The following is a 24,082-nucleotide window of genomic DNA, read 5'->3' on the forward strand; positions in this document are numbered from 1 at the left end:
CATGATTGGCCTGCCCATGACCGACACCGCGCCCACGGCCATACCGCCGTCCGCCCAAGTCACCCTCCCCGACGGGCGCGTGGAGCTCGCCCCGGGCTCCCCGCCGCCGAGCGGCCGCTACGCCAACGAGGACCTGCTGCCGGTACCCGTCGGCAAGCGCACCTGGACCACGTACAACTTCTCCGCCCTGTGGGTCGGCATGGCCCACAACACGGCCTCCTGGACGCTCGCCTCCGGGCTCATCGCGGTCGGCATGGACTGGAAGCAGGCGGTGTTCACCATCGCCCTGGCCAACCTGATCGTGCTCGCCCCGATGCTGCTCACCGGGCACGCCGGACCCAAGTACGGCATCCCCTTCCCGGTGTTCGCCCGCGCCTCCTTCGGCATCCGGGGCGCCAACCTGCCAGCTGTCGTACGGGCGTTGGTGGCGTGCGGCTGGTTCGGCATCCAGACCTGGATCGGCGGCGAGGCGATCTACTTCCTGGCCGGCAAGCTGATCGGCGACGGCTGGACGAACGCGGGGACCTTCGGCGGCCACGCCTGGACCATGTGGCTGTCCTTCGCCATCTTCTGGGCGCTCCAGGTCGCCATCATCTACCGCGGCATGGAGACCATCCGCCGCTTCGAGAACTGGGCCGCGCCCTTCGTCCTCGTCGGCGCCTTCGTGATGCTCTGGTGGATGAGCGACAAGGCGGGAGGCTTCGGCCCGCTCTTCGACCAGCCGTCGAAGCTCGGCTGGGGCGGCGACTTCTGGAAGCTGTTCTGGCCGTCCCTGATGGGCATGATCGGCTTCTGGTCCACACTGTCCCTCAACATCCCGGACTTCACCCGTTACGGCAAGAGCCAGAAGGCCCAGACCCGCGGCCAGGCCCTCGGCCTGCCCACGACGATGACCCTGTTCGCCTTCCTCTCCGTGATGGTCACCTCCGGCAGCCAGGCCGTGTACGGCGAACCGATCTGGGACCCGGTACAACTCGCGGCGAAGACGGACAACGTGGTGGGCCTGCTCTTCGCCCTGGTCACCGTCCTGGTGGCCACCCTGTCCGTGAACATCGCCGCCAACCTGGTCTCCCCGGCCTTCGACTTCTCCAACGTCGCACCGCGCAAGGTCAGTTTCCGGGCGGGCGCCCTGATCACGTCCGTCCTGGCCGTGCTGATCTTCCCGTGGAAGCTGTACTCCGACCCGCAGGGCTACATCTTCACCTGGCTCGGCCTGGTCGGCGGGCTGCTCGGTACGGTGGCCGGCATCCTCATCGCCGACTACTGGATCCTGCGCCGCGCCCGGCTGCACCTCGTCGACCTGTACCGCAGGGGCGGACGCTACTGGTACGAGGGAGGCTGGAACTGGCGTGCGGTGCTGGCCTTCGTCGTCGGCGGCGTCCTGGCCGTCGGCGGCGCCGACTTCCACCCGCTGGTCGACGGCCGCCCCGTCCCCTTCCTCGAACCGCTGGCCGACTACGGCTGGGCGGTCGGCCTGGCCACGTCCCTGGCGCTCTACCTGATCCTGATGCTGCTGCCCGCCACGCGTCCGGAAGCCGGGACCGCCGAGTCGGCCGAGTCAGCCGAGTCCGCCGAGTCCGCCGTCCGGCCCTAGCCGTCCTGCAAGGCGGCCACCGCCTCCTTGGCCGCCTTGATGGCGCCCTTGTTGATCTCGGTCGTACCGGGGGCCTTCTTCGACTCGAAGTCGCTGCCGTTGTAGGTGATCATCACCAGGGCGTTGGCGGCGCGGACCAGCACCGTGCCCTCGCGGGTCTGCTGCTTGTCCTCGGTGGTGAGGTTGACGACGGAGTAGGCGCCGTCGCCGAGTCCCGGCACGTCGCCGCCGCCGCTGCGGTCGGCGACGCGCTCCTTGTACGACTTCTGCGCCGCCTCGTCCGTCGCCATCACCTCGAAGGAGACGTCCAGCCAGCGGTAGTCGTATCCCTTGAGCGCGTTCCAGGAACAGGTGCGGCGCACCTTGGTGTCCGTGGACGGGATCTCCTTGCCGGCCGCCTTGGCCCCCGGCACCAGCGAGGTGACCGTCTTGTCGGCCAGGCTCTCGCACGGTGCCGGTGCGGTGGCGTACGTCTTGGTCGCCGCTTCCGTCGCCGGTGCGGACGCCGATCTGTTCGTGGTGTCGGGCGGCGTCTTCTCCTTCGCCGCGGGTGACGTGTCCGGCCCGGACGACAGCGCCCAGCCGGCCGTGGCGAGCACGGCGACCGGCGCCAGACGGGCGGTCAGGGCGAGCGGCAGAGGAAGAGAACGCACGGCGCACTTCTCGTGGGGGACGGTGCGGAGGGTGCCCGCACTGCGGACGGGACGCCAGTGTCACACGAGTCCCGGTGGGGCGGAAGGGCGAACTCGGTGCGTGGCCGCGCGGTGACGCAGACGAACGAGCGCGGTGCCGCCTCCCGTACGGGGAGCCGTCCGGCGGGCAGGGGACGGCCCGGGTAGGGCGACAGCAGGAAGTCGGCGGCGACGGTCATGAGGTCTCCCGGGGGGGTGGAGCGACGAACGGCCGGGGCGGTCAGGGCCGTCTCGATGCGGTCCACGGCGGCGAACGCGCCGTACGCGACGAGGTGCACCAGGCAGTGGTCGGTGTGCTCGGGCCGGCGCCACGCCGCGACGTCCGCGTCCGTGATCCGGTACGGCGCGAGCGCGGCCAGCAGCGCCAGCCGTGCGCCGGGCCGCTCCCTCCGGTCGGGAAACGGGTCCGGCGTGCGGGGCGGGTGCGAGCCGTCCCAGTCGCGCAGCGTGGCGCGCACCAGGTCCTGGTCGTCGGCGTCGAGGAGACCGGCGCCCAAGGGGGCGGCGGAGCCCAGCGCCGCGTACGCCGGGCCGACCGGCGTCCCCGCCGCCCACGCCGGTCCCCGGCCGGGGTCGTCCAGCAGGGGAAGGGAGGCGCCGGGCACGGCCGTTCGGCGTACGGTGCGGGACAGCGAGCGGCCCGCCAGGCTCCGCACCGGGCGCAGGCGTTGCGCGCCGGCCGGCAGCAGCGTCTCGGTCACCAGGGACGACACGACGCGGTTGATGAAGTGGAAGGCCAGCACGGTGCCGAGGTAGCCGGGAGCCTCCTCGGGCGGGAACGGGTGGGGCTCGCGCGCCGCACCCGGAACGCGGGTGCGCCGCGACCAGTCGAGCACGCGCGCGTGCCGCTCGTCCGCCGGCTCCTGCCCCCTGGCCAGCCGTTCGGCCAGCGCGTGGTCGCCGGTGGCGTGCAGCAGCATGGTGTGCGCGTCCACGCAGAACCGGCACTTGTTGGCCTGCGACACCCCGAAGGCGGCGACCTCCTTGCCGGTGCGGTCGCCGGGACCGGCGAGCAGGGACTCGCGCATCAGCGCCCAGGCCGGGGCGACCAGCGCGGGAGCGGAGGAGAGGGCCACGAAGGGCGCGGGCTCCGGGATGCCGAAGTCCCGCGCGGCCTGTGCGTAGACCTCGGCGACGTGGCCGGTGGCCGCCTTCGGGGGCAGCGGTTCGGTGTGACGGAAGGGTGTGGGCATGGGCAGCAGAGTGCGCCGCCGGGGTGCCCGCCGTCGTCGTACGGCCGGATGCGGTTGGCACTGCGCCGCCGGGGCCCGGCCGGGCGGTGGACTACTTCGCCGGGAGTAGTCCGCAAGCCGTCCACAGGGCCGACGCGCGTGTCGGCCGGGACACATAGGGTGCGGGCATGAGTGGGCGTCAGATCGATCGCGGACGGCTCGCCGACGTGGTCCTCGCGGCCGTCGTCGGCGCCCTCGGCACGGCGGTCGCCGCCTTCGACGACGACACCACGGCACTCGACCACGTGCTCGTCGTCCTCGCCTCGGCGGCGCTCGCCTTCCACCGCGCCGCCCCGCGCGCGGTGCTGGCCGCCGCCACCGTGCTGGGCACGGCGTACGTCGTGCACGCGCACCCCGGCCCGCTGTCCGCGCTGCCCGTCCTGGGCGCCGTGCACACCGCGGCCCGGGTCGGCCACCGGGGCGTCGCGGCGGCCGGCGGCGCCGTGTTCCTGGCCGGGTACGTGGCCACCGGCCCCGGCACGCAGCACGCGGCCGAACGGGCCGGACTGCTCGCCGGCTGGTTCCTGTGCGCCGTGGTGACCGGTCTCGCCGACCGGAACTGGCAGGCGTACCTGCGCCAGACCGAACAGCGGGCCCTGGAGGCGGAGCGCACCAGGGAGGAGGCGGCGCTGCGCCGCGCCGGGGAGGAACGGCTGCGGATCGCCCGCGAGTTGCACGACTCGCTGACGCACAGCATCTCCATCGTGAAGCTCCAGGCGGGCGTCGCCGTCCACCTGGCGCGCAAACGCGGCGACGAGGTGCCGCCCGCGCTGCTCGCCATCCAGGAGGCCAGTGGCGAGGCGATGCGCGAGCTGCGCTCCGCCCTCCAGGTGCTGCGGGCCGACGAACCGACCGGCACCCCGGCCCTGCTGGTCGAGCGGGCCCGTGCGGCGGGCCTCGCCGTCGATCTCACGGTCACCGGGGACGAGCGCCCGCTGCCCCGGGCCGTCGACCGGGCCGCCTACCGCATCGTGCAGGAGGCCCTCACCAACGCGGCGCGCCACGCCGGACCGGCGAAGGTGCGGGTCCGCCTCGACTACGGCACGCGGAACACGACGGAGCACACGACGGAGCACACGGCGGATCACATGACCGATCACACGAGAGATCACATGGGGGAGCTGACGATAGGTGTGGACGACGACGGGGCCGCCGATCCGGCCCGCCCGCCGGTGCCCGGCACCGGCCTGACCGGCATGCACGAACGCGTCAGCGCCCTCGGCGGCACCCTGCGGGCCGCCCCGCGCGCGGAGGGCGGCTTCTCGGTGTGCGCACGGCTCCCGCTGGGGGAGACGGTATGAGCGGCGTCCTCCGGGTCGCGCTCGTCGACGACCAGGCGCTGATGCGGGCCGGCTTCCGGGCGCTGCTCGACGCCGAGGAGGGCATCGAGGTGGTCGGCGAGGCAGCCGACGGGGAACAGGGGGTGGCGCTGGTGCGGGCCCAGGTGCCCGACGTGGCCCTGGTCGACGTGCAGATGCCGGTGATGTCGGGCATCGAGGCGACCCGCCGCATCGCCGCCGACCCGGCCCTCGCCGCCGTACGCGTAGTCATCCTCACCAACTACGGCCTCGACGAGTACGTCTTCGAGGCGCTGCGGGCGGGAGCCAGCGGCTTCCTCCTCAAGGACACCGAGCCCGCCGACCTGCTCCAGGCCATCGACGTGGTGGCGCACGGCGAGGCACTGCTCTCCCCGTCGGTCACCCGCACCCTGATCGGCGAGTTCGTCGCCCGGCCCCCGGACCGGTCCACCGCGCCCGGCCTGGACGCCCTCACCCGCCGGGAACGCGAGGTCACCGCGCTCGCGGCGCGCGGCCTGAGCAACGAGGAGATCGCCGCCCACATGGTGATCAGCCCGCTGACCGCCAAGACGCACATCAGCCGTGCGATGACCAAGCTGGGCGCCCGGGACCGGGCCCAACTCGTGGTGTTCGCCTACGAGTCGGGCCTGGTCGCGGTGCGCGGCTCGGCCTAGGAGACGCGGGGAGCCTCACGGCACCCGGGCGGTCCACCCGTCGGAGGAGAACTTGGCGCGGGCCAGCTCCCGGGCCCGGGCCAGCTCCTCGTCCGTCACCTTGCCCTGGCTGAGCCCGTACCGCCCGCCGAAGGAGGAGATCATCCGCTCGATCACGGCCTCGCGCGCGAGGCCCGTCTGCCGGCGCAGCGGGTCCACCCGCTTCTTCGCGGACTTCGTGCCCTTGTCGGACATCTTCTCCCGCCCGATCCGCAGCACCTCAAGCATCTTGTCCGCGTCGATGTCGTACGACATGGTCACGTGGTGCAGCACGGCGCCGGGTCCGCCCCCGGGGCCCACGACGCGCTTCTGCGCGGCGCCCGCGATCTTGCCCTGGTCGGTGGCGATGTCGTTCAGCGGCTGGTACCAGGCGCGGATGCCCATCTCGCCGAGCGCGCCCAGCACCCAGTCGTCGAGGTAGGCGTAGCTGTCCTGGAAGGAGAGGCCCTGCACCAGCGCCTCCGGCACGGACAGGGAGTAGGTGATCGTGTTGCCGGGCTCCACGAACATCGCGCCGCCCCCGGAGATGCGGCGGACCACCTCGATGCCGTGCCGGGCGGCGCCCTCGGCGTCCACCTCGTTGCGCAGCGACTGGAAACTGCCGATGATCACCGCGGGGGCGCCCCACTCCCACACCCTGAGCGTCGGCGGACGCCGGCCCGCGGCGACCTCGGCGGTCAGCACCTCGTCGAGGGCCATGTGCAGCGCCGGGGACTCGGGTCCCTCGTGGATCAGCTGCCAGTCGTAGTCCGTCCAGTCCGTGGCGTGTGCCAGCGCGCGGCGCACGGCGATGCCGACGCCCTCCGAGGTCAGCCCGTACATGACGGTGCCCTCGGGCAGGGCCGCGTCGATCCGCGCGGCGAGTCCCGCCGCGTCCGTGTCCGCCGGGGCGCCCTCCAGCGCGCGGTTCACCGCGTCCAGCGCCTCGTCCGGCTCCAGGAAGAAGTCGCCCGCCACCCGCACGTGCCGCAGCACGCCGTCCTCGGACTCCACGTCCACGACGACCAGCTTGCCGCCGGGGATCTTGTATTCACCGTGCACCGTTCCGCCTCCGTTCCGCATCCGGCCACAACAGCGCGCCCCACCGGTGTGTTCCCGCCCTTGCGCGCCCCGCTCCGCCCTTCCCCCGGTCCCGGCGGTCACCCGACCCGGGCGGGCACCCGGTCGCCGACGGGCACGGTCAGGCGCACCTCGGTGCCACCCCCGCGCGCCGGGCCGACGACGAGGTCGGCGCCGATCAGCAGGGCGCGCTCCCGCATGCCCCGGATCCCGGCGCCCTCGGCGGCCCCGCCCGAGTCGTCGAAGCCCCGGCCGTCGTCCCGCACCCGCAGCCGGACGGCGTCACCGGCCCGCTCTAGGGACAGCACCACCAGGCGGGCCCCGGAGTGCCGGGCCGCGTTCGTGAGTCCCTCCTGGGCGACCCGGTAGAGCACCAGGTCGGCGTTGTCGCCGAGATCGGGCAGCCCGGAGGCGATGTCGTGGCGCACGGTCAGCGAAGGTCCGGTGAACTCGTCCGACAGCGACCTCAGGGCGCTGCCCAGGCCCAGCTCCTCCAGGACCCCGGGGAGCAGCCGGCGGGCGATGCGGCGGATCTCGTCCAGACTGGCCCGGGTCGTCTCCTGCACCTGGGAGAGCTGCTCGCGTACTTCGCCGGGCGCCTGGTCCGCGACCCGCTTGAGATCCAGCAGCACGGCGGCGAGGGTCTGCCCCACCTCGTCGTACAGCTCCTGGGCGACCCGGTGGCGTTCCGACTCCTGCGCGCTCAGCGTGCGGGCGGCGCTCTGGGCGCGTTCGGCCTCCAGGCGGTCGAGCATGGTGTTGAAGGTGGTGATCAGCTCGGCGATCTCGCCGTCGCCGTCGACCTTGGGGCGGACCCGGGGCCGCAGCAGATCGGTCGTGGTCATGGCGCGCGCGAGCTGGCGCAGTGGCCCGAGGCCGATCCGCAGCAGCAGGATGTTGGCGATCAGTATGACCACCAGGCCGGCCGTGAGGATCGCGGCCTCGGTGAGCAGCACGGGGGTCGACACGGTCACCGGTCCCAGCAGCAACGCGGTCGCCGCGATCAGCACCACCGAGTTGAACAGCGAGATTCTCCAGAACAGGGGCACCGCAGCAGCGTCCGGGACGTGTGCCACGGGCGTCCATCGGTTCGCACACCCATTTCCGGCCCGTACCGCCACGTCCCGGCCGGACGGGACCGTCCGGCCGGGACCGTCCGGACGGCATCGGCCGGACGGACCGGCGGCCCCCGCCGGTTAGCCTGGGCCGCATGCGCGTCACCAGGGAACTGCCGGCGCTCGCCGCCGGCGAGGTGGACGTCTCGTTCGTGATCAAGGCGTACGAGGAGGTCGTCGCCGCCGACACGACCTGGACCGAGCACGCCCACCCCTGGCACGAACTGCTCTGGAACGCCCACGGCGCGTCCACCGCCGTGGTCGGCTCCCAGGTCTGGTGCATCACACCGACGCTCGGCCTGTGGATGCCCGCGGGGCAGCCGCACTCGGCCTCCGCCGTCGCCGGAACCTCCTACCGCGCCCACTTCTTCCGGCACGGCACGGTCTCGGCGCTGCCCGACGAGCCGGTGGCCGTGGACATCACCCCCCTGCTCGGGCTGCTCCTGGCCCGGCTGGCGGAGCCGGACCTGCCGCCGCGCTCCCGGGACGTCACCGAGGCCATGGTGCTGGACGTCCTGCGGCCCTCACCCAGGGCGCTGCTGGTGCACCTGCCCACGTCCGCGCTGCTGCGGCCGATCGTGGACGCGGTCCGCGCCGACCCCTCCGACCGGCGCACCCTGACCGGCTGGGCCACCGTACTCGGCCGCAGCGAGCGCACCCTGACCCGCGCCTTCCGCGCCGAGACGGGCACGAGCTTCGCCCGCTGGGTCGCCTCGGTGAGGGCGCAGCACGCCGTGCGGCTGCTGGCGCTCGGGTTCGAGGTCGACGTGGTGGCCGACGCGGTGGGCTACCGCTCGGCGAGCGCCTTCGGAGCGGCGTTCAGGCGGACCACGGGGACCACTCCGGGCAGGTTCCGGGCGCGGTGAGGGCGGCCGCGCCGTGTCCCGATCGCTACAAGCGCTGTCGAAAAGGCTCGATTGCCACGGGTGCGCGGGCTGCCTAGTCTGAGCGGGCCGAGTTCAGGTAAGCCTTACCTAACTAACTCTGTGCGACTTTCCGTGCCGTCCTCCCCGAAAGTGAACACCGGGTCGATGAGAACACTGCTGCGCTCCATGTCCCGGCCGATCGCCCTCGCGTCGAAGCTCACCGCCCTGCTGCCCGACCTCGCGCCCTGGCGCTCCTCCCGCGACTTCCGGCTCCTGTGGGTGCAGGGGCTGGTCACCTACCTCGGGAGCGTGATGGCGCTGATCGCGCTGCCGCTCCAGATCAAGGAACTGACCGGCTCCCCGCTGGCCGTCGGCGTCATGGGCGCCGTCGAACTGGTACCCCTGGTGGTCTTCGGCCTCTACGGCGGGGCGCTCGCCGACGCCGTGGACCGGCGCAGGGTCATCGTGCTCACCGAGGCGGGCCTGGGACTCCTCGCGGCCGTCCTGCTCGTGAACGCGCTGCTGCCGCGACCCCTGCTCTGGCCGCTGTACCTGGTCGCGGGCGGCGTGGCGGCACTGGCCGGTCTGCAACGCCCCGCCCTGGACTCGCTGCTGGCCCGGATCGTGCCGCACGACCAGCTGCCCGCCGCCGCGGCCCTGAACGCCCTGCGCTGGCAGGCCGGCGCCATCGCCGGACCCGCCCTCGCGGGCCTCGTGGTCGCCTACGCGGGCAACGTGCCCGCCTACACCACCACGGGGGTCTGCTTCTGCGCCTCGGTCCTGATGTGCCGCGGGCTCTCACCCGTGCCGCCCGTCGAGCACGCGGCCCGGCCGTCGCTGCGCGGGATCGCCGAGGGCGCCCGGTACGCCTGGTCCAGGCCGGTGCTGCTGGGCACGTACGCGATCGACCTGGCGGCGATGCTGTTCGCGTTCCCGAACACGATCTTCCCCTTCCTCGCCGACGAGCTGGACGCCGACTGGGCGCTGGGCCTGATGTACTCGGCGGGCGCCGTCGGCTCCCTGGTGGTCAGCCTGACCAGCGGCTGGGTGTCCCGGACCCGGCGCCACGGCCTGCTGGTGGTGTTCGGCGCCACCGGCTGGGGACTGGCGGTCGCGGCGGCCGGCTGGACCTCGCGGATCTGGCTCGTGCTGGCCTGCCTCGCGCTGGCGGGCGCCGGGGACATGCTCAGCGGCCTGGGCCGCACCACCATCTGGAACCAGACCATTCCCGACCGGCTGCGCGGCCGCCTCGCGGGCATCGAGGTGCTCTCCTACAGCATCGGGCCGCAGCTCGGTCAGGTCCGCGCCGGCGCGATGGCCGGCTGGACCGGCGCCCGCCCGGCGATCTGGACCGGCGGGGTGGCCTGTGTCGCGGCCGTCGGCCTGCTCACCGCCGCCCTGCCCCGGCTCGTCGGCTACGACGCCCGCACCGACGAGGACGCCCTGCGCCGCGCCCGGGAGGGCAACGGACCGCGCGCCGAGGAGCCGACCCCGACCTGAGAACGGCGGACCGCCCCGCCACGGACGTGCCGTGACGGGGCGGTGCACCAGTTGCGGGCCGCGGTCGGATCGCGGTCAGCCCGCCGTCAACGCGCGGTCTGCTCCCACTCGCGTGCCGGCGACCAGAGACCGCCACCGCCGGCGTCACCGCGACCGCCGCCACTGCCACCGGCCGTCCCGCCGCCGGTGTCCCAGGGCGCACCCGGCCGGTGCGGATGCTGCTTCACCGGCCGGAACCCGACCGTGTAGGTGCGGGTGAACTCACCGTCGGCCGAGGTCACCGTGAGGGTACGGGTGCTGAACCCGCGCTCGGAGGAGGAGACCGTGGAGCTGCCGGACGTCACCTTCACCCGCGCGCCCGACGCCGCCGTCACGGCACCGACGGCCGGGATCCGCCTGTTCCGCGGCCAGTCCACGACGTAGGTGCTCACGTCCGGGTCGAACCCGTCGAGGGCCACGCCCCCCACGGTGATCGCGGCGGCGTCGGCCACACTGGCCTCGGTCGCGTCCGGGAAGTTGGTCACCGTGACCGACCCGTCGGCGTTCACGGCCACGTCCGCCGCCATCGCCGCCGCCAGGTTGATCCGCTGCCAGCCCGGCCCGCCGGACCCGGTGAGGTCGAGCGGGTACCCGGAGTCCGTCGCGGTCTGCTCCAGGACCTGGGTGCGCTGTTCCGCGGTGAGCTCCGGGAAGGCCGTGATCAGCAGCGCCGCCGCGTCGGACGGCGCGTCGAGGGCCTGCCCGGCCTGCCCGGTACGGGAGAACCCGTAGGTCAGCCGCTGGGTGTACCGGTCGATCTGCTGCGCCGTGCTCAGCCCGGCGTACGGGTCGCCCGCGCAGGCCGTCAGGGTGTCGCCGTAGCCCTCCTCCTCGCACCGCGCGAGCAGCACGTTCTCGATCTCGGTGTGGGCCTGGCCCAGCAGCTTCGCGAACTCCGGGTCCGCCCAGCGGTGCGCCACCGTGGCCTGGGCCGTGATGCGGCCGCCCATCACGTCCAGCGGGTAGTGGAACCCGAGGACGATCCGGTTGTCCCCGTACTCCGAGGCGCGCGCGAGGATCGACGGCGCCAGGTCGGGCAGCAGCGTGGCGAGGATCGTCCCGGCCTCGTAGCCGCCGTAGGTGTGGCCGCTCGGGTACGAGCCCTGGCCGGCGAGGCCGCTGTACGAGCTGTCCGGCGACTCGTAGACCGCGCCGCCGTCCCCGGCGAAGCCGAGCCGCACGTACGGCCGCAGGTACTGGTAGTGGTTCTTCGCCGCGTCGTGGGTGTCGAGGTTCTCGTTGACGCGGGAGAACAGCGCGCTGGTCTTGGGCAGTCGGCCCTCCTTCAGGGCCTCGCCGTACAGCGGGCCGAGCCGGGAGCCGAGACCGTCGGCCATCGTGACGGTGGCGCTGTTCGACGCGTCCACCTCGGCCCGGTCGACCTGCTCACGCGTCGCCGCGTTGTTGACGCGCACGGTGATCCTGTCGTTCTCGGCGCCGAGCGGGGTGCCCACGGGCACCTCCGAGTTGGCGCCGAGCGTGGTCGGGCCGAGCTCGTCGAATCCGGAGAGCAGGTGGGTGAACCAGTCGGACCCGTCCCCGGTCTCGGGCCACGCGTCCGAGTCGTAGGTGGCGTCGAGCGTGTCGTCCGGGAAGGGCGACGGCTCGTAGTCCCCCGGGTCGGAGGCCGAGGTGGCCGAGGCGGCGGACGTGGCCGGGGCGGTGGAGACCGTCGCCGCGGGGCCGTCCGAGCTGCCCGCCCGGGTCACCGCGGTCACGGTGGCACTGTGGGCCTTCGCACCGCCGGGCGCCGTGAGCAGCGCGGTGGAGGTGGTGCCGGGGACGTGCGCGGTGGTTCCGTCGTCGAGGGCCACGGTGTAGCCCACGACCGGGAAGCCGCCGTCACCGGCCGGCCGCCAGTCCACCCGGACGCGTTCGCCGTCGGTGACCACGCCCGTGACGGTCGGGGTCTGCGGCCTGTTGTCGCCCGTGACGACGGGCTGCGTCGCCGCGCTCCAGGGGGAGTCGCCCAGGGCGTTGACCGCGCGGACCCGCGCCGTGTACGACGTGCCGTCCGTCAGCCGGGTGAACACCGTGCTCCGGCTGTCCGGATCGGCGATCTCGACCTGGTGGCCGCCGCTGAGCGTGATCTCGTAGCCGGTGACCGGCGAACCGCCGTCGTCCTCGGGTGCGGACCAGGTGACCTTCACGCTGGTGCCGGAAGGGGCCGCGGACACCGCGTCGGGCGCGGCCGGGACCGTCCTGCGCTTCGTGGTGAGCGAGGACCTGGCGCGGTCGAGGGCCGCGTACCGCTCGGTGAGGGTGCGGTCCGTCGCCGCTTCGTCCGCCACGGCCGTCCTCGCCGCGGTGAGCGCCGTGGTGAACGTCTTCCACGAGGCGTCCGTGTAGCGCTCGTTGCCGAGGGCGGACGCCGTGGCGACCAGGTTCTCCAGCCGCAGCCTCGGCAGCGGCACCAGCTGGTTCGCGGCCAGGGTCAGGCTCCGGGTCCGCAGGTCGGCCTCGAGCTGTGTCGCGTCCTCGGCACCGAGGAGGTCGCGGGCGGCGGTGAGTTCGCGCCGGAACACCCAGAAGTCGATCGTGCCGTAACGGTCCGCGTCCCCGGCCAGGTCCTCGTACTGGTCGACCGCCTTGCGCAGCGCGGACAGGTCCGTCTTCGCGGGCGCCTCGACGTGGTCGAAGGTGACCTGGCCGAGGTTGGCGACGTAGGGGTGCGAGGAGTCGGCGTGCGTGGTCAGCCGCAGGTGCACGGCGTGCGTGCCGGTGACCGCCTCCGGCAGGGTCAGGCTGGTCGTGCCGCCCGACGACCACGAGCTGCCGGTGACCGGCAGCGGGACGGTCGCGTACGGCGTGCCGGGGGCGTCCGGGTCGAAGGAGTCCAGGTAGAGCTGGACGGCGGAACCGGTGCCGCAGCGCGCGGAGTTGTTGACGTAGGTGAGCGTGACGGTGTTCTTGGGGGAGTCGCCGAAGTCGACGTCCCCGTAGTCGAGCCAGGCTCCGTCGTAGGTGCCGCCGAGACTGGTGGCGGAGCCCGCGCCGTTCCAGGTGGCCGGTTCGCTCTTGAGTCCGCCGCCGCTGTCGCCCTCGAAGGCCGTGGCGTCGAACACCACCGGGGCGTCCGCCTGCCGGGTCAGGGTGAGCGAGTGCACGTTGGCGACGTAGGGCTGCGCGTCGGTCTGGGTGCTGGAGACGAAGACGGCGTAGACGTCCCGCGTGCCCTCGAAGACGTCCGGGTCGAGCCGCACGCTCGTGTCCGCCACGGTGCCCCAGCCCGAGCCGGTGTAGTCGAGCGGGACGGTGACGGCGGTCGGGCCGTCCTTCGCACCCAGGCGCAGTTCGATGTGCGAGTCCGATGCCGCGCGGGAGCGGGGCTTGTCATAGCTGACGGTGACGGTGTCGGCGCCGTCACCGAGGTCGGTGTCCCGCCACTGGGCCCACGCGCCGTTCGTCACGTTCTCGAAGACGCCGCCCGAGAGCTTCAGCGGGAGTGAACCGTCGCCGGTCGAGGTGGTGTTGGCGGTGGTGAGCGTGGCGAGTGTGGTGATCGGGGAGGACGAGGGGGCCGCTTCGGGCGAGAACTGGTACCAGTCGAAGTTGGACACCCACTGCTGCCCCGAGGGGGCGTGGAACACGAAGGTCGCGCTCGACGCCGCCAGCAGGGCCTCCGGGTCCGAGACCGCCGCCCGCACGGTCGTGTAGTACTGCCAGCCGCCGGTCCCGGGCAGCGAGACGGTGGCGACGACGGGGCCGTCGGCGTCCCCGGCGTGGATGTCCACGCTGCTCGGTTCCGCCGCCGCGGCCTGCGAGTTGGCGTAGCGCACGGAGACGCTGCGCGGGGCGACACCGCCGAAGTCGAGGTCCGTGTACTGCTCCCAGGCGCCCTCGGTGACGCCGCCGAGGTCGCCGTCGGAGTAGTACGCCTCCTTCACCAGGCTGGGGCCCTCCATCCGGTCGGGGTCCTCGGCCTGGAGGACGGCGTAACCGCCCTCGTCCAGGGTGAGTGCGCCGACGGCGGAGCGCAGCGCGTCGTGCGCCGCCATGAGCGTGCCGGTGGGGGAGGCGGAGTCCGCGAGGACGGTCCGCGCGCGTTCCAGCGCCGTGCGGAAGATGCCGTAGGAGCCGTCGGAGTAGTTGCCCTCGCGCACCAGGGAGGCCTCGTCGACGAGCGCGGCGAGGCTCGCCCGGTGCACGGCCGCGGCCGAGACGACCAGCGGGTCGGTCACGGACACGCCGGTGCCGGTCACCGTGGAGGCCGGTATGCCGTGCGGGAAGGCCCGGTCGCGGAAGGTGATGCCGAACCGCGCGTCGGTCTTCGTGGTGCCGGTGAGCTTCAGCGACGCGGTGCGCCGGCCGGTGACCCGGAGGTCGGCCGTGACGCCGTCCGGGAGGCCGGTCACGCTCGCCGCGCCGGTCCGGGTGAGGCTGGTGCCCTTCCGCGCGGCGAACGACGCCCGGCCGGACAGGCGCAGCAGGACGCTCGCGTCGACGGTGCCGTCCGCGGCGGTGCTGACGGTTTCCGGGCGGGCGGAGACGACGGTCGTGCCCCTGCCCGGCCCGTGGTCGTCGTCACCGTCGCCCGAGTCGGTGTTCAGGGAGTACGCGGGCGCGGTGCGGGCGCCCCAGGACGACGGCTTGGAGCCCATGTCGAACTTCAGGGTGCCGCCGGCCACGATCTGCGAGTAGTCGAGCCATGTGTTCGAGAACCGCTTGCCGTTCAGCGTGGCGCTCTGCACGTAGTAGTCGTCCGGCGAGACCCCGTCGGCCTCGACGGTGAACTTCGCACCGTTGGCGTAGGTGATCGTCGTGGAGTCGAAGAACGGGCTGCCGATCTGGAACTGGCTGGAGCCCGCGGTCACCGGGAACAGACCGAGGGCGGCGGCGACGAACATCGTCGACATGGTGCCGGCGTCGTTGTCCATGGTCGGCAGGAAGCCGTCCGGGGCGAGTTCGTAGGCCTTGGTCTTCACCGGCGGCCTGAACTCGCCGCCGGAGCTGGGTGCTTCGTTCGTGGAGCCGGTCGCGATGTACCGGTTCCAGGTCTCGCCCGTGTAGATGGCGCGCACCCACTTCTGCGTCAGGCTGGGCTCGCCGACGTAGTTGAAGAGGTAGGGGGCCTGGAGGTCGATCTCGTTGGCGTTGGAGTGCAGCATGGTCGAGCCGTCGTCGGCGTCGGAGTCCTCGCCGAACATGTGCCGGATCGCGGCCCGGCCGGCCTTCTCGCCGCCCATGGCCTCGATGAGGCCGCCCATGTCGTACGCGTCGTACCAGTGGTACTGCCAGAGCGTGCCCTGGTAGAGCTTGGCCTCCTCGAACTTCTCGTAGTCGGCCTGCTGCCAGTCGCCCTCGCCGTCGCGCGGGGTGAGCAGACCGACCTCGGTGCCGTCGGCCGCGGTCCAGGCGCCGGGCTTGACGAGGTTGTCGGTCGCCATCGTCGCCTGCTCGCGCAGCTTCTCGGCGTCCGCGTCCTCGCCGAGCGCGTCGGCGATGACGGACAGCGCCCACTGGTCGTAGCCGCGCTGGACCGTGGTGCCGGGGTCACCGGCGACGTAGCCCTGCCGCAGCTGCGTCCCGGTGTAGTAGCCGGTGTACGACTTCAGTGCCGGGTACGCCTCGTCGAGCCGGTCGAAGTCCTTGAACCCCTTCGACAGGGCGTCGGCGATCACCACGGCCGAGCGCTCCCAGCGCACCGTCGGCACCGAGTGGGTGAGGCTGCCGAGGCTCTTGCCCGCGGCGTGCGCGTCGGCGAAGAGGATGACCGCGGACTGCACCATGTCCCGGTAGGTCGCCGGGTCGATGTAGGCCGCGACCGAGTACTTGCGGAAGTCGTCCCAGGTGGACCAGCCGTCGTAGTACGTGAAGCCGTTCGCCTTGTGCACCGCGCCGTCGACGCCGCGGTACGTGCCGCTGGTGCTGGTGGCGTTCACCGGCAGCGCGTACATGCGGTAGAGGTGCGTGTAGAACTGCTTGGTGAGCGTCGAGTCCGGGTCGGCCTTCTTCGAGGCCCGCACCGCGACGGCGCCGAGCGTGCGGTTCCAGTCCGCCTTCGTCTGCGCGCGCACCTCCTCGAAGGTGCGGCCCGCGACCTCCTCGTGCTGGTCGGTGGCGGCCTGTTCGGCGCTGATCGGCGACAGCGTGACGCGCAGTTCGACGTCGTCGCCGTCGGCCGGGTCGAACCCGAGGACGGCGCCGGTGTCGGTGCCCTCCCGCGCCGTCGCGTCGCCCAGCGCGCCGTCGTCGCCCCAGGTGCGCAGCGAGGTCACGGGGACGTTCGTGGTGGCGTAGTAGTACAGGCGGTACGAGGCGCCGTTGAACGACCCGGCGACCAGGCCGCTGATCGCGGTCGTCCCGTCCTTCAGCCGGGTCGCGTCCAGCGTCGCGCGGGTGCGGCTGGTGAAGTTGTTGGCGAGGTCGAGGACCAGCTGGGGCCGCGCCCCCGCGGGGAAGGCGTACCGTTCGAGCGCCGTGCGGGTCGTCGCCGTCATCTCGGCGTCGATCGTCCCCGAGGGGGACCCGAGCCCCACCCGGTAGGAGCCGGGCGTCGCGCTCTCGTCGTCGTGGCTGTAGGGGTGCGCGTAGGTGCCGGTGGCCGGGCGGCTGTCGTACTGCTGGGAGGTCGGGACGACCAGCAGGTCGCCGCCGCCGCCCGAACCGCCCACGCCGTCCAGGTTCGTGGCGGTGAACCCGGCGATGTGGTCCTCGTTGTAGTCGTACCCCGAGTGGTTGCGGCCCGGGGTCGTCATCGGGTTGACCTTGGCCAGGCTGTGCGGCGCCTGGGCCCCGGGAAGGTCGTTGCCGTCGTCGCCCGCGGTGGACACGAACGGGTCGACGAGCTTCGTGTAGTCCGTCGCGCCGGACGCCTCACCGGCCGAGGGCGGGGCCTTGGTGACGGGCACGGCGACGGCGGTGCCGCCGCCCGTCAGCGCGGCCAGGCCGAGTGCCCCGGCGAGCACCGCCGCGACGGTGGCCCGCAGGGCGGCCCGTGGACTGGACGACCGTATCGGCGGTCTCTTGGATCTGTCGGGCATGACGAGCACGGACCCTTCCCTGTTGGACAACGTTGTCAAGCGGCTTCCGAAGCGTGCGCTCCGGGTGAACGCTCCGCCATCACATAGGGAGAAGTCATACAACGGGGAAACGGAGTTCGTACAGAGGTGCACCCGGCCGCGAGCGCCGTGGACGCGGACCGCCGCCACCCGGTGTCCACGTAGTGGTATTTGCCGATTGCGCGCGAGCCATCGGCAAGATGTCCGCGGACGCGTGGGTGCGGCGCGGGTTTTCTTCGCCCCGGACTCCGTACCGGAGAGGCATCTTCCGGCGCGTCGAATCGGTGCCGGCGCCGAGGCGATAGTGTTCCGCTCCAGCGGCTGGGGGGACGCGGAAACCCCCTGTGCGAAATCGGCATCAGGACATGCGGGGGGGCATGGAGAACAATCTCGGTTCATCGCGTCGTTCGTTCGACATCTGGAGTGAACTCGCCCCGTCCTTCCGCGAAAGCGCCCTGGCCCGTTCGGCCGCCGGCGCGCGGCGCGTCCATGACGGGATCAGCGGCTCCAAGGGAACCTGGCGCCCGGTGCGCCCGAGCTTCGTCGACCGGAGACACTACGACGAACTGGGCCGCGTTTCCGCACGTCTGATGCGGTTGATCCTCGATTGCTGCCGCCGCAGGGCCACCACCGTCGGCGAACTCCAGGACGTGCTGGGGGTGGACGAGGCCGACACGCCGCTGCTGTCGCGCACGGAGCTGCTCGGCGACCACCTGCTCGTCGCCGCGCGCCCCGACATCGTCTATCGGTCAGGCGTCCCCCGGTTCGTCGAATTCAATATCGACGGTGCGCTCGGCGGCACACTCCAGGCCGATCTCCTCGCCGCGCGATTCCGCGATCTCTACCGTCCGCTTCCCGGCGGGGACCGTATCGACGCCCCGCCGTCCGCCGTGGATTCCCGTTTCGCCGAAATCCGTACGTCACTGGGGCTTTCGGAGGGGGCGCGGGTCGCCATTCCCGTGTTCCGCAAGGGCGCGGCACCCGGACTCGAGGACCCCGACGCCTTTCTCGCCTGGCTGGCCCCGATGTGCGAGAGCGGCCGGCGGCACGGCATGGACACCGTCGCCTGCCCGATGGACCGGCTGGAGACCGGCGCGGAGGACGTGCTGCTGCTCGACGGGCGGCGGGTGGACGCCGTGTTCCGGCTCTTCCTCAGCTTCGACCAGCCGCCGAGCCGGGGTCTGGACGCCCTGGTCCGCTCCGTGCGCGCCGGCCGGGTACGGATGCACACGCCCGAGGCGACCTGGCTGCTCAGCGACAAGACCACGATGGCCTGGCTCTGGGCGGACAAGGACGCGCTGCCCGAGGACGACCAGCGGCTGATCGAGCGCCACCTGCCCTGGACGGCCCTGTTCCCCGCGTCCGGCCCCGAGGGCGACGCGCTGCTGCGGCACGCCCTGGCCCACCGCACGGAGCTGGTCCTCAAGCCCGTCGGCGGCTACGGCGGCGGTGGCGTGGTCCTCGGCCCGGAGGTCCGGGACGAGGAGTGGCGCCGGGCGCTGGAGGACGCCCGGCGGGCCGGACACCACATCCTGCAGACCCATGTGACGCCGGACCGGCTCGCGCTGGACTTCCAGGACCAGGAGACCGGCGCCCTGGAACACGCCGAAGTACCCTTCGTCGTCGGCCCGTTCATGTTCGGCGGCGCCCCCTCGGGCGTGCTGGTACGGCACGGCGTCCCCGGCGGCGGGCCCGTCCTCAACGCCCACCACGGCGCCCTGATGAGCTCCGTGGTGCTGGTGGACCGATGTTGAGTGCCATCCGGAGGGGACGGGACACCCCCGGCAAGGAGCGGCTCGGCTCTCCGTTCCGGCTCTTCCAGTCCGCCGTGGTCTCCTCGGACCTCGCGGACGGCATCTACAAGATCGCGGTGCCGCTGCTGGCCCTCGGCATCAGCCGCTCCGCGGTCGCCGTCGGTGCGGTCGGCCTCGCCGTCCGGCTGCCCTGGCTCATCGCCACCCTGCCCGCCGGGGTGCTGGCCGACCGGTACCCGCCCCGCAGCGTCATGCGCTGGGCGTCGGCGGTCCGGCTGCCGCTGGTGGCCGTCATGTGCGCGCTGGCCGCCACCGGCCGGCTGCCCCTGTGGGCGCTGGTCGTCACCGCCTTCCTCATCGGCTGCGCGGGCATCTTCGTCGACGTGGCCGCCCAGTCCCAGCTGCCCCGGCTGGTCCCGGTGGGGCAGCTCTCCAAGGCCAACGCCTCCCTTCAGTCCACCCAGATGTTCCTCGCGCAGCTGATCGGTCCGGCCCTCGGCGGCTACGTGGTGGCGCTGGGCTCCGGCGGCGGACTGGCCGCGGTGGTCGCCCTGTACGTGGTCACCGTCTGGGCGCTGGGACTGCTGCCCGCGGCCGTCCAGCAGGCGGCGGCGAGCCACGCCCGGCCGGCACCCGAACCGGCCCGCGCGGGCGGGCGCCGTTCGTCGCTCGGCTCCCTGGTCGCCGAACTCGGCGAGGGGCTGCGCTACTTCCGCGGCCGGGGGGACCTCGCCCGGCTCGCGACGGCCGCCGCCGTCAACAACCTGTCCTACTCGATGTGCCTGACCATGCTGCCGCTGTGGGCGGTGCGGCCCGGACGGCTCGGCCTCTCCGAGACCGGGTACGGACTGCTGCTCACCTGTCTCGCCGTCGGCAGCATCCTCGCCGGGCCGGTGACCGGACGGATCCTCAAGGCGGTCGGCGACGGGCCGGTCATGCGGTTCGGCGCGCCGCTGCTCGGCGTCTGCTTCCTCGCCCTGGCCGTGCCCGCGGTGCCCGTCGTCGCCCTGGGGCTGTTCGTCTACGGGCTGGTGTCCATGGTCTGGAACGTGGCGGTGGTCTCCTACCGCCAGGCGACCATCCCGCTGCCCCTGTTCGGCCGGGTCAACGCCGCCTACCGCTGGCTGACCTGGGGAGTCATCCCGTTCGGCTCGCTGTTCGGCGGCACCCTCGCCGCCACGGCCGGCACCGCCTGGGTCTTCCTGACCGCGGGCGCCCTGCCCCTGGTCGCGGCGGCCCTGCTGCCCCCGCCCCGGCCGCGGGCGCAGCACGAACCGCCACTGCCCGAGGGGCCCGAGCGCAGCGGCGAGGACACCGGCCCCGCCGACGCGTCCACCGACGCCGACGGACCTTCCGGGGCCGACGGGCCCCCCGGCGCAGACGCACCCCCCGGCGCCGACCGACCCACCGGCGCGCCCACGAGAACCGCCGGCGCGCTCACCAGGACCGCCGACGCCCCCGACGAAACCTCCGACGCGGCGTCCGCCGACCGGGCGGACGCGTCCCGCGCCGCGCGGGACTGACCCGTCCGCCGGACGTCCCCGCGCACCACCCTCGTACCGCCCCCTGCACCGAAGTCCGCACCGACCACACGGAAGTGGTGTCCACGCATGTCGTTCCTGCATGACCTGCTCACGGCGCAGGCCGCCTCGGCCCCCGCCCGCACGGCAGCCCTCCTCTCGGACTCGTCGGCCACCTACGGCCAGGTCGAGACGGAGGCGGACCGGATCGCCGCGGCCCTCGTGGCCCGCGGTGTCGTTCCCGGCAGCCGGGTCGGACTGCACATGTCGCGCTCCCTCGCGCTGCTCCCCGCCCTCTTCGGCATCCTGCGCGCGGGCGGCGTCTGCGTCCCGGTCGACCCCGAGGACCCCGCCGAGCGCCGCGCCACCATCCTGGAGTACTCGGGCGCCGCCATCGTCGTCACCGAGCGCGCCCTCCTCGACGGGCCCGCGCCCGACGACACCCGGCGGCTCGCCGTCGAGGACCTGCTCGACGAGGCCGCCGAACCGCTCACCGGCCCGGCGGAACTCGCCCCGGACGCACTCGCGTTCATCTTCTACACCTCCGGCTCCACCGGCACCCCCAAGGGCGTGATGCTCACGCACCGGGCCCTGCTCAGCGGACAGCGCTGGCTCCAGCGCACCTTCCCGCTCGAACCCGGCGACCGCCAGCTGCTGCGTACCACCCTCAGCATCACCAACCTGGTCCGCGAGGTGTTCTGGCCGGTGCTCTCCGGCGGTACCGTGGTCATCGTCCCGCCGGGCGACCACAAGGACCCCGACCGGCTGGTCGAGCTGATCAACAGCGGTTCCGTGACGACGCTGATGGTCGTCCCGGCGCTGCTCTCCGGCATCCTGGAGAACCCCGGCTTCGCCGCCAACACCTCGCTGAAGTACGTCTTCTGCAGCAGCGACGTGATGCCCGGCGCGCTGCCGGAGAAGTACTTCGCCACCGGCCTGTCCGCCCGGCTGTTCAACGTCTACGGACTCACCGAGGCCCTCTACAGCACCTACTGGGAGTGCCTGCCCGGCGCCGTGTACGACGGCTTCGTGCCCGTCGGCCACCCCGCCGAGCTGACCCCCCGGATCCTCGACGCCGGCCTCGGCCCGGTCCCGCCGGGCGAGACGGGCGAGCTGTGCCTGGCCGGCGTGGGCATGGCCGAGGGCTACGACCGGCTGCCCCGGCTCACCGCCGAGAAGTTCGCCGACACCGACGGCGGCCGGGTGTTCCGCACCGGCGACCTGGCCCGGCAGTCCGCGGACGGCCGCCTCGAACTCCTCGGCAGGATGGACGACCAGGTCAAGATCGCCGGCTACCGGGTGGAGCTGGGCGAGGTCGAGGCCCGGCTGCTCGAAGTCCCCGGCGTCACCGGCGCGGTCGCCTCCGGGCTGCGCGGCGCGGGCGGACACCAGCGGCTGGTCGCCCACCTGACCTGCGACGGGGAGCCGCCCACCGCCGCCGCGATCCGCGCCCACCTGGGCGACCGGCTGCCGTACTACATGGTCCCGGCCGTCTTCACCGTCATCGACGCGATCCCGCTCACCCACAACGGCAAGGTCGACCGCCGCTCCCTGCACGAACTGCCGGGCGCCCACCTGGAACTGGCCGAGGACCACACGGCCGCGCGCAACGAACTCGAGAGCTACCTGTGCGCGCTGTGGGCCGAGACCCTGGACCTGCCGGCCGTCGGCATCCACGACAACTTCTTCGCGCTGGGCGGCGACTCCATCCAGGGCTTCCTGATCAGCGCCAGGGCCAACCGCGACGGCATCGGCCTGAGCGCCACCCAGGTCTTCGCCACCCCCACCGTCGCCGAGACCGCCGCCTTCATGGCGGCACAGGGCGACACCGGTCCCGCCCCGTCCGGCTCCTTCGACCCGCAGGGCTTCACCCTCGCCGAGGAGGACCTGGCCGCGGTGCGCGCGGCCGCCGCCGACCCCGACGGCATCGAGACGGTGTACCCGCTCACCGAGATGCAGAAGGGCATGCTGTTCCACTCGCTGCTCGACCCGGACTCCGGCGTCTACTTCGAGCAGTTCCTGTACGCGGTCGACGGCGAGGTCGACCTCGCCGCGTACCACCGGGCCTGGCAGCAGGTCGTCGACCGGCACGAGATCCTGCGGGTCTGGATCGCCACCAAGGGCCTGTCCGAGCCGCTCCAGGCCGTGCAGCGCACCGCCGAGCTGGGCTGGACCGTGCTGGACTGGTCCGACCGCACCGAGGCGGAGCAGAAAGAGCTGCTGGAGCGCTACCTCGACGAGGACCGGCGCCGCGGCTTCCCCTACGACCGGGCGCCCCTGTTCCGGCTGACCCTGGTCCGGCTCGGCGCCACCACGTACAAGCTGGTGATGAGCTACCACCACCTGATCCTCGACGCGTGGTCGCTCTTCGTCCTGCTGCGGGACTCCCTGGAGATCTACCACTCCGGTCTCGAAGGACGGCTGCCCGAGCTGCGCCCGACGCGGTCCTTCGGCGACTACGTGTCCTTCCTGGAGCACGAGGACATCGCGGGCGCCCGGGACTACTGGCTGGAGCGGCTGGCCGGCTTCCGCCGTCCGACCGTCATCGGCCGCTCCGCGCAGCTCGGCCTCTCCGCCAGCTCGCAGGAGATGCACGCCGAGGCCCGCCTCGACCTCGGCGAGGAGCTGACCGAGCGGCTGCTCGCGTACGGCCGGGCCAACCAGCTGACCCTGAACTCCCTGGTGCAGGGCGCCTGGGCGGTGGTCGTGGGCGGGTGCAGCGGCCAGGACGACGTCTGCTTCGGCATCACCATCACCCACCGCCCGGTCGGGCTGGCCGGGGTCGAGGACATCGTCGGCATCTTCATCAACAGCCTCCCGATGCGGGTGAACCTGGAGCCCGAGCAGCCCGTCGGGCGCTGGCTGCAGCAGATCCAGCGCACCCAGGTCGCCGCCCGCTCCCACGACCACTACCCGCTGCCGCTGATCCAGCAGCGCACCGACCTGCCCAGCGGCCAGCCCCTGTTCGAGTCGCTGCTGATCTTCGAGAACTTCCCCCGGGGCACCGGCTGGACCGGCCGGGGCGGCCTCGACGTGCGCCAGGAGCGCTACGTCGGCTGGACCAACTACCCGTTCGCCATCGAGGCGATGCCCGAGGAGCAGCTCTTCTTCCAGGTCAAGTACGACCTGGCGTTCTTCGACGCGGAGTCGGTGGAGCGCATCCTGGGCGCCTTCCGCGGCGTGCTGGAGGCCATCGCCGACGGCGGTACGACGCCGGTGGGCAAGCTCGCCGAGCACATCGCGGCGGACCGGCCCGGCCCGGCGGCCGAACCCCGGCCCGCGGACACCGGTGCGCGGGCACTGTTCCCGGCCCGCGGCACCGCCGCGACCGCCGGGGTCACCACGGCCCCCACCACCGAGGACGAGATCGCACTGGCCGCGATCTGGGCCCAGGTGCTCCAGGTCGAACAGGTCGACGTCCACACCCCGTTCCTGGCGCTGGGCGGCTCCTCGCTGGCGGCCATGCGGCTGGTGGCGCTCGCCCAGGCGGAGGGCTTCGACTTCGAACTGAGCGAGCTGTTCGCCGAGGACGGCACCGTCCACCGGCTCGCCGCGGACGGCGACGGGGACGGGGACGGGGACGGTGGCGCCGGGGACGGGGACGGCGGCACCGGACGGTAACGGCACCCGGACGAAGACGAGGGCGGTGGCCCCGTCGCGGGGCGGGGCCACCACAGGGGCGACGACGGACACAGGTCG

At 73.1% G+C, this 24,082-nt stretch carries 12 protein-coding genes and 1 pseudogene; 8 read left to right on the top strand and 5 right to left on the bottom strand.

Annotation, left to right across the window (positions count from 1 at the left end):
* Positions 1–16: 16 nt before the first annotated feature.
* A complete protein-coding gene (locus ACH4D3_RS02895; RefSeq protein WP_398315668.1) occupies positions 17–1,594 on the top strand; it encodes an NCS1 family nucleobase:cation symporter-1 in 1,578 nt (525 codons plus the stop codon).
* On the opposite strand, the gene ACH4D3_RS02900 is transcribed toward ACH4D3_RS02895, so the two are convergent.
* Together ACH4D3_RS02900 and ACH4D3_RS02905 are read right to left on the bottom strand one after the other, a co-directional pair.
* Positions 1,591–2,247, bottom strand: coding sequence for a hypothetical protein (locus ACH4D3_RS02900; protein ID WP_386901257.1), 657 nt, complete (start codon positions 2,245–2,247; stop codon positions 1,591–1,593). The genes ACH4D3_RS02895 and ACH4D3_RS02900 overlap by 4 nt on opposite strands.
* 214 nt (positions 2,248–2,461) lie before the next feature.
* Positions 2,462–3,479: pseudogene (locus ACH4D3_RS02905) on the bottom strand (carboxymuconolactone decarboxylase family protein).
* Positions 3,480–3,646: 167 nt separating this feature from the next.
* On the opposite strand from ACH4D3_RS02905, the gene ACH4D3_RS02910 reads away from it, so the two are divergent.
* Both ACH4D3_RS02910 and ACH4D3_RS02915 read left to right on the top strand, forming a co-directional pair.
* Positions 3,647–4,819, top strand: a complete 1,173-nt coding sequence (locus ACH4D3_RS02910; RefSeq protein ID WP_398315670.1) for a sensor histidine kinase — start codon at positions 3,647–3,649, stop codon at positions 4,817–4,819.
* Complete coding sequence (locus ACH4D3_RS02915; protein ID WP_398315672.1) at positions 4,816–5,490, top strand: response regulator; 675 nt, start codon at positions 4,816–4,818, stop codon at positions 5,488–5,490. The genes ACH4D3_RS02910 and ACH4D3_RS02915 overlap by 4 nt, the downstream gene beginning before the upstream one ends.
* A gap of 15 nt (positions 5,491–5,505) precedes the next feature.
* On the opposite strand, the gene ACH4D3_RS02920 is transcribed toward ACH4D3_RS02915, so the two are convergent.
* Together ACH4D3_RS02920 and ACH4D3_RS02925 are read right to left on the bottom strand one after the other, a co-directional pair.
* Positions 5,506–6,570 (bottom strand): biotin/lipoate A/B protein ligase family protein, encoded by a 1,065-nt coding sequence (locus ACH4D3_RS02920; protein WP_398315674.1) that lies wholly within the window; start codon positions 6,568–6,570, stop codon positions 5,506–5,508.
* 98 nt (positions 6,571–6,668) lie between these two features.
* Positions 6,669–7,637, bottom strand: coding sequence for a HAMP domain-containing sensor histidine kinase (locus ACH4D3_RS02925; RefSeq protein WP_398315676.1), 969 nt, complete (start codon positions 7,635–7,637; stop codon positions 6,669–6,671).
* A gap of 161 nt (positions 7,638–7,798) precedes the next feature.
* On the opposite strand from ACH4D3_RS02925, the gene ACH4D3_RS02930 reads away from it, so the two are divergent.
* Both ACH4D3_RS02930 and ACH4D3_RS02935 read left to right on the top strand, forming a co-directional pair.
* Positions 7,799–8,569, top strand: a complete 771-nt coding sequence (locus ACH4D3_RS02930; RefSeq protein ID WP_398315678.1) for an AraC family transcriptional regulator — start codon at positions 7,799–7,801, stop codon at positions 8,567–8,569.
* 165 nt (positions 8,570–8,734) lie between these two features.
* Complete coding sequence (locus ACH4D3_RS02935; protein ID WP_398315680.1) at positions 8,735–10,069, top strand: MFS transporter; 1,335 nt, start codon at positions 8,735–8,737, stop codon at positions 10,067–10,069.
* Positions 10,070–10,155: 86 nt separating this feature from the next.
* Here the strand turns inward: ACH4D3_RS02935 and ACH4D3_RS02940 are convergent, their stop codons facing one another.
* Complete coding sequence (locus tag ACH4D3_RS02940) at positions 10,156–17,091, bottom strand: glycoside hydrolase domain-containing protein (RefSeq protein WP_398315682.1); 6,936 nt, start codon at positions 17,089–17,091, stop codon at positions 10,156–10,158.
* Between the two features lie 395 nt (positions 17,092–17,486).
* Between ACH4D3_RS02940 and ACH4D3_RS02945 the strand changes: the two genes are divergently transcribed.
* The 3 genes from ACH4D3_RS02945 to ACH4D3_RS02955 all read left to right on the top strand — a co-directional run bounded on the left by ACH4D3_RS02945 (position 17,487) and on the right by ACH4D3_RS02955 (position 24,004).
* Entirely contained in the window at positions 17,487–18,863 is a 1,377-nt protein-coding gene (locus ACH4D3_RS02945) for a hypothetical protein (protein WP_398315684.1), read from the top strand.
* Positions 18,857–20,386 carry an MFS transporter gene (locus ACH4D3_RS02950; RefSeq protein WP_398315686.1) on the top strand — a complete coding sequence of 510 codons (1,530 nt, stop codon included), beginning with the start codon at positions 18,857–18,859 and terminating at the stop codon, positions 20,384–20,386. The genes ACH4D3_RS02945 and ACH4D3_RS02950 overlap by 7 nt, the downstream gene beginning before the upstream one ends.
* Before the next feature lie 87 nt (positions 20,387–20,473).
* Positions 20,474–24,004, top strand: coding sequence for an amino acid adenylation domain-containing protein (locus ACH4D3_RS02955; protein ID WP_398315688.1), 3,531 nt, complete (start codon positions 20,474–20,476; stop codon positions 24,002–24,004).
* Positions 24,005–24,082: the final 78 nt, after the last annotated feature.

This window comes from Streptomyces sp. NPDC018026, assembly GCF_044327745.1.
In the GTDB taxonomy this organism is placed as follows: Bacteria; Actinomycetota; Actinomycetes; order Streptomycetales; family Streptomycetaceae; genus Streptomyces; species Streptomyces rubrogriseus.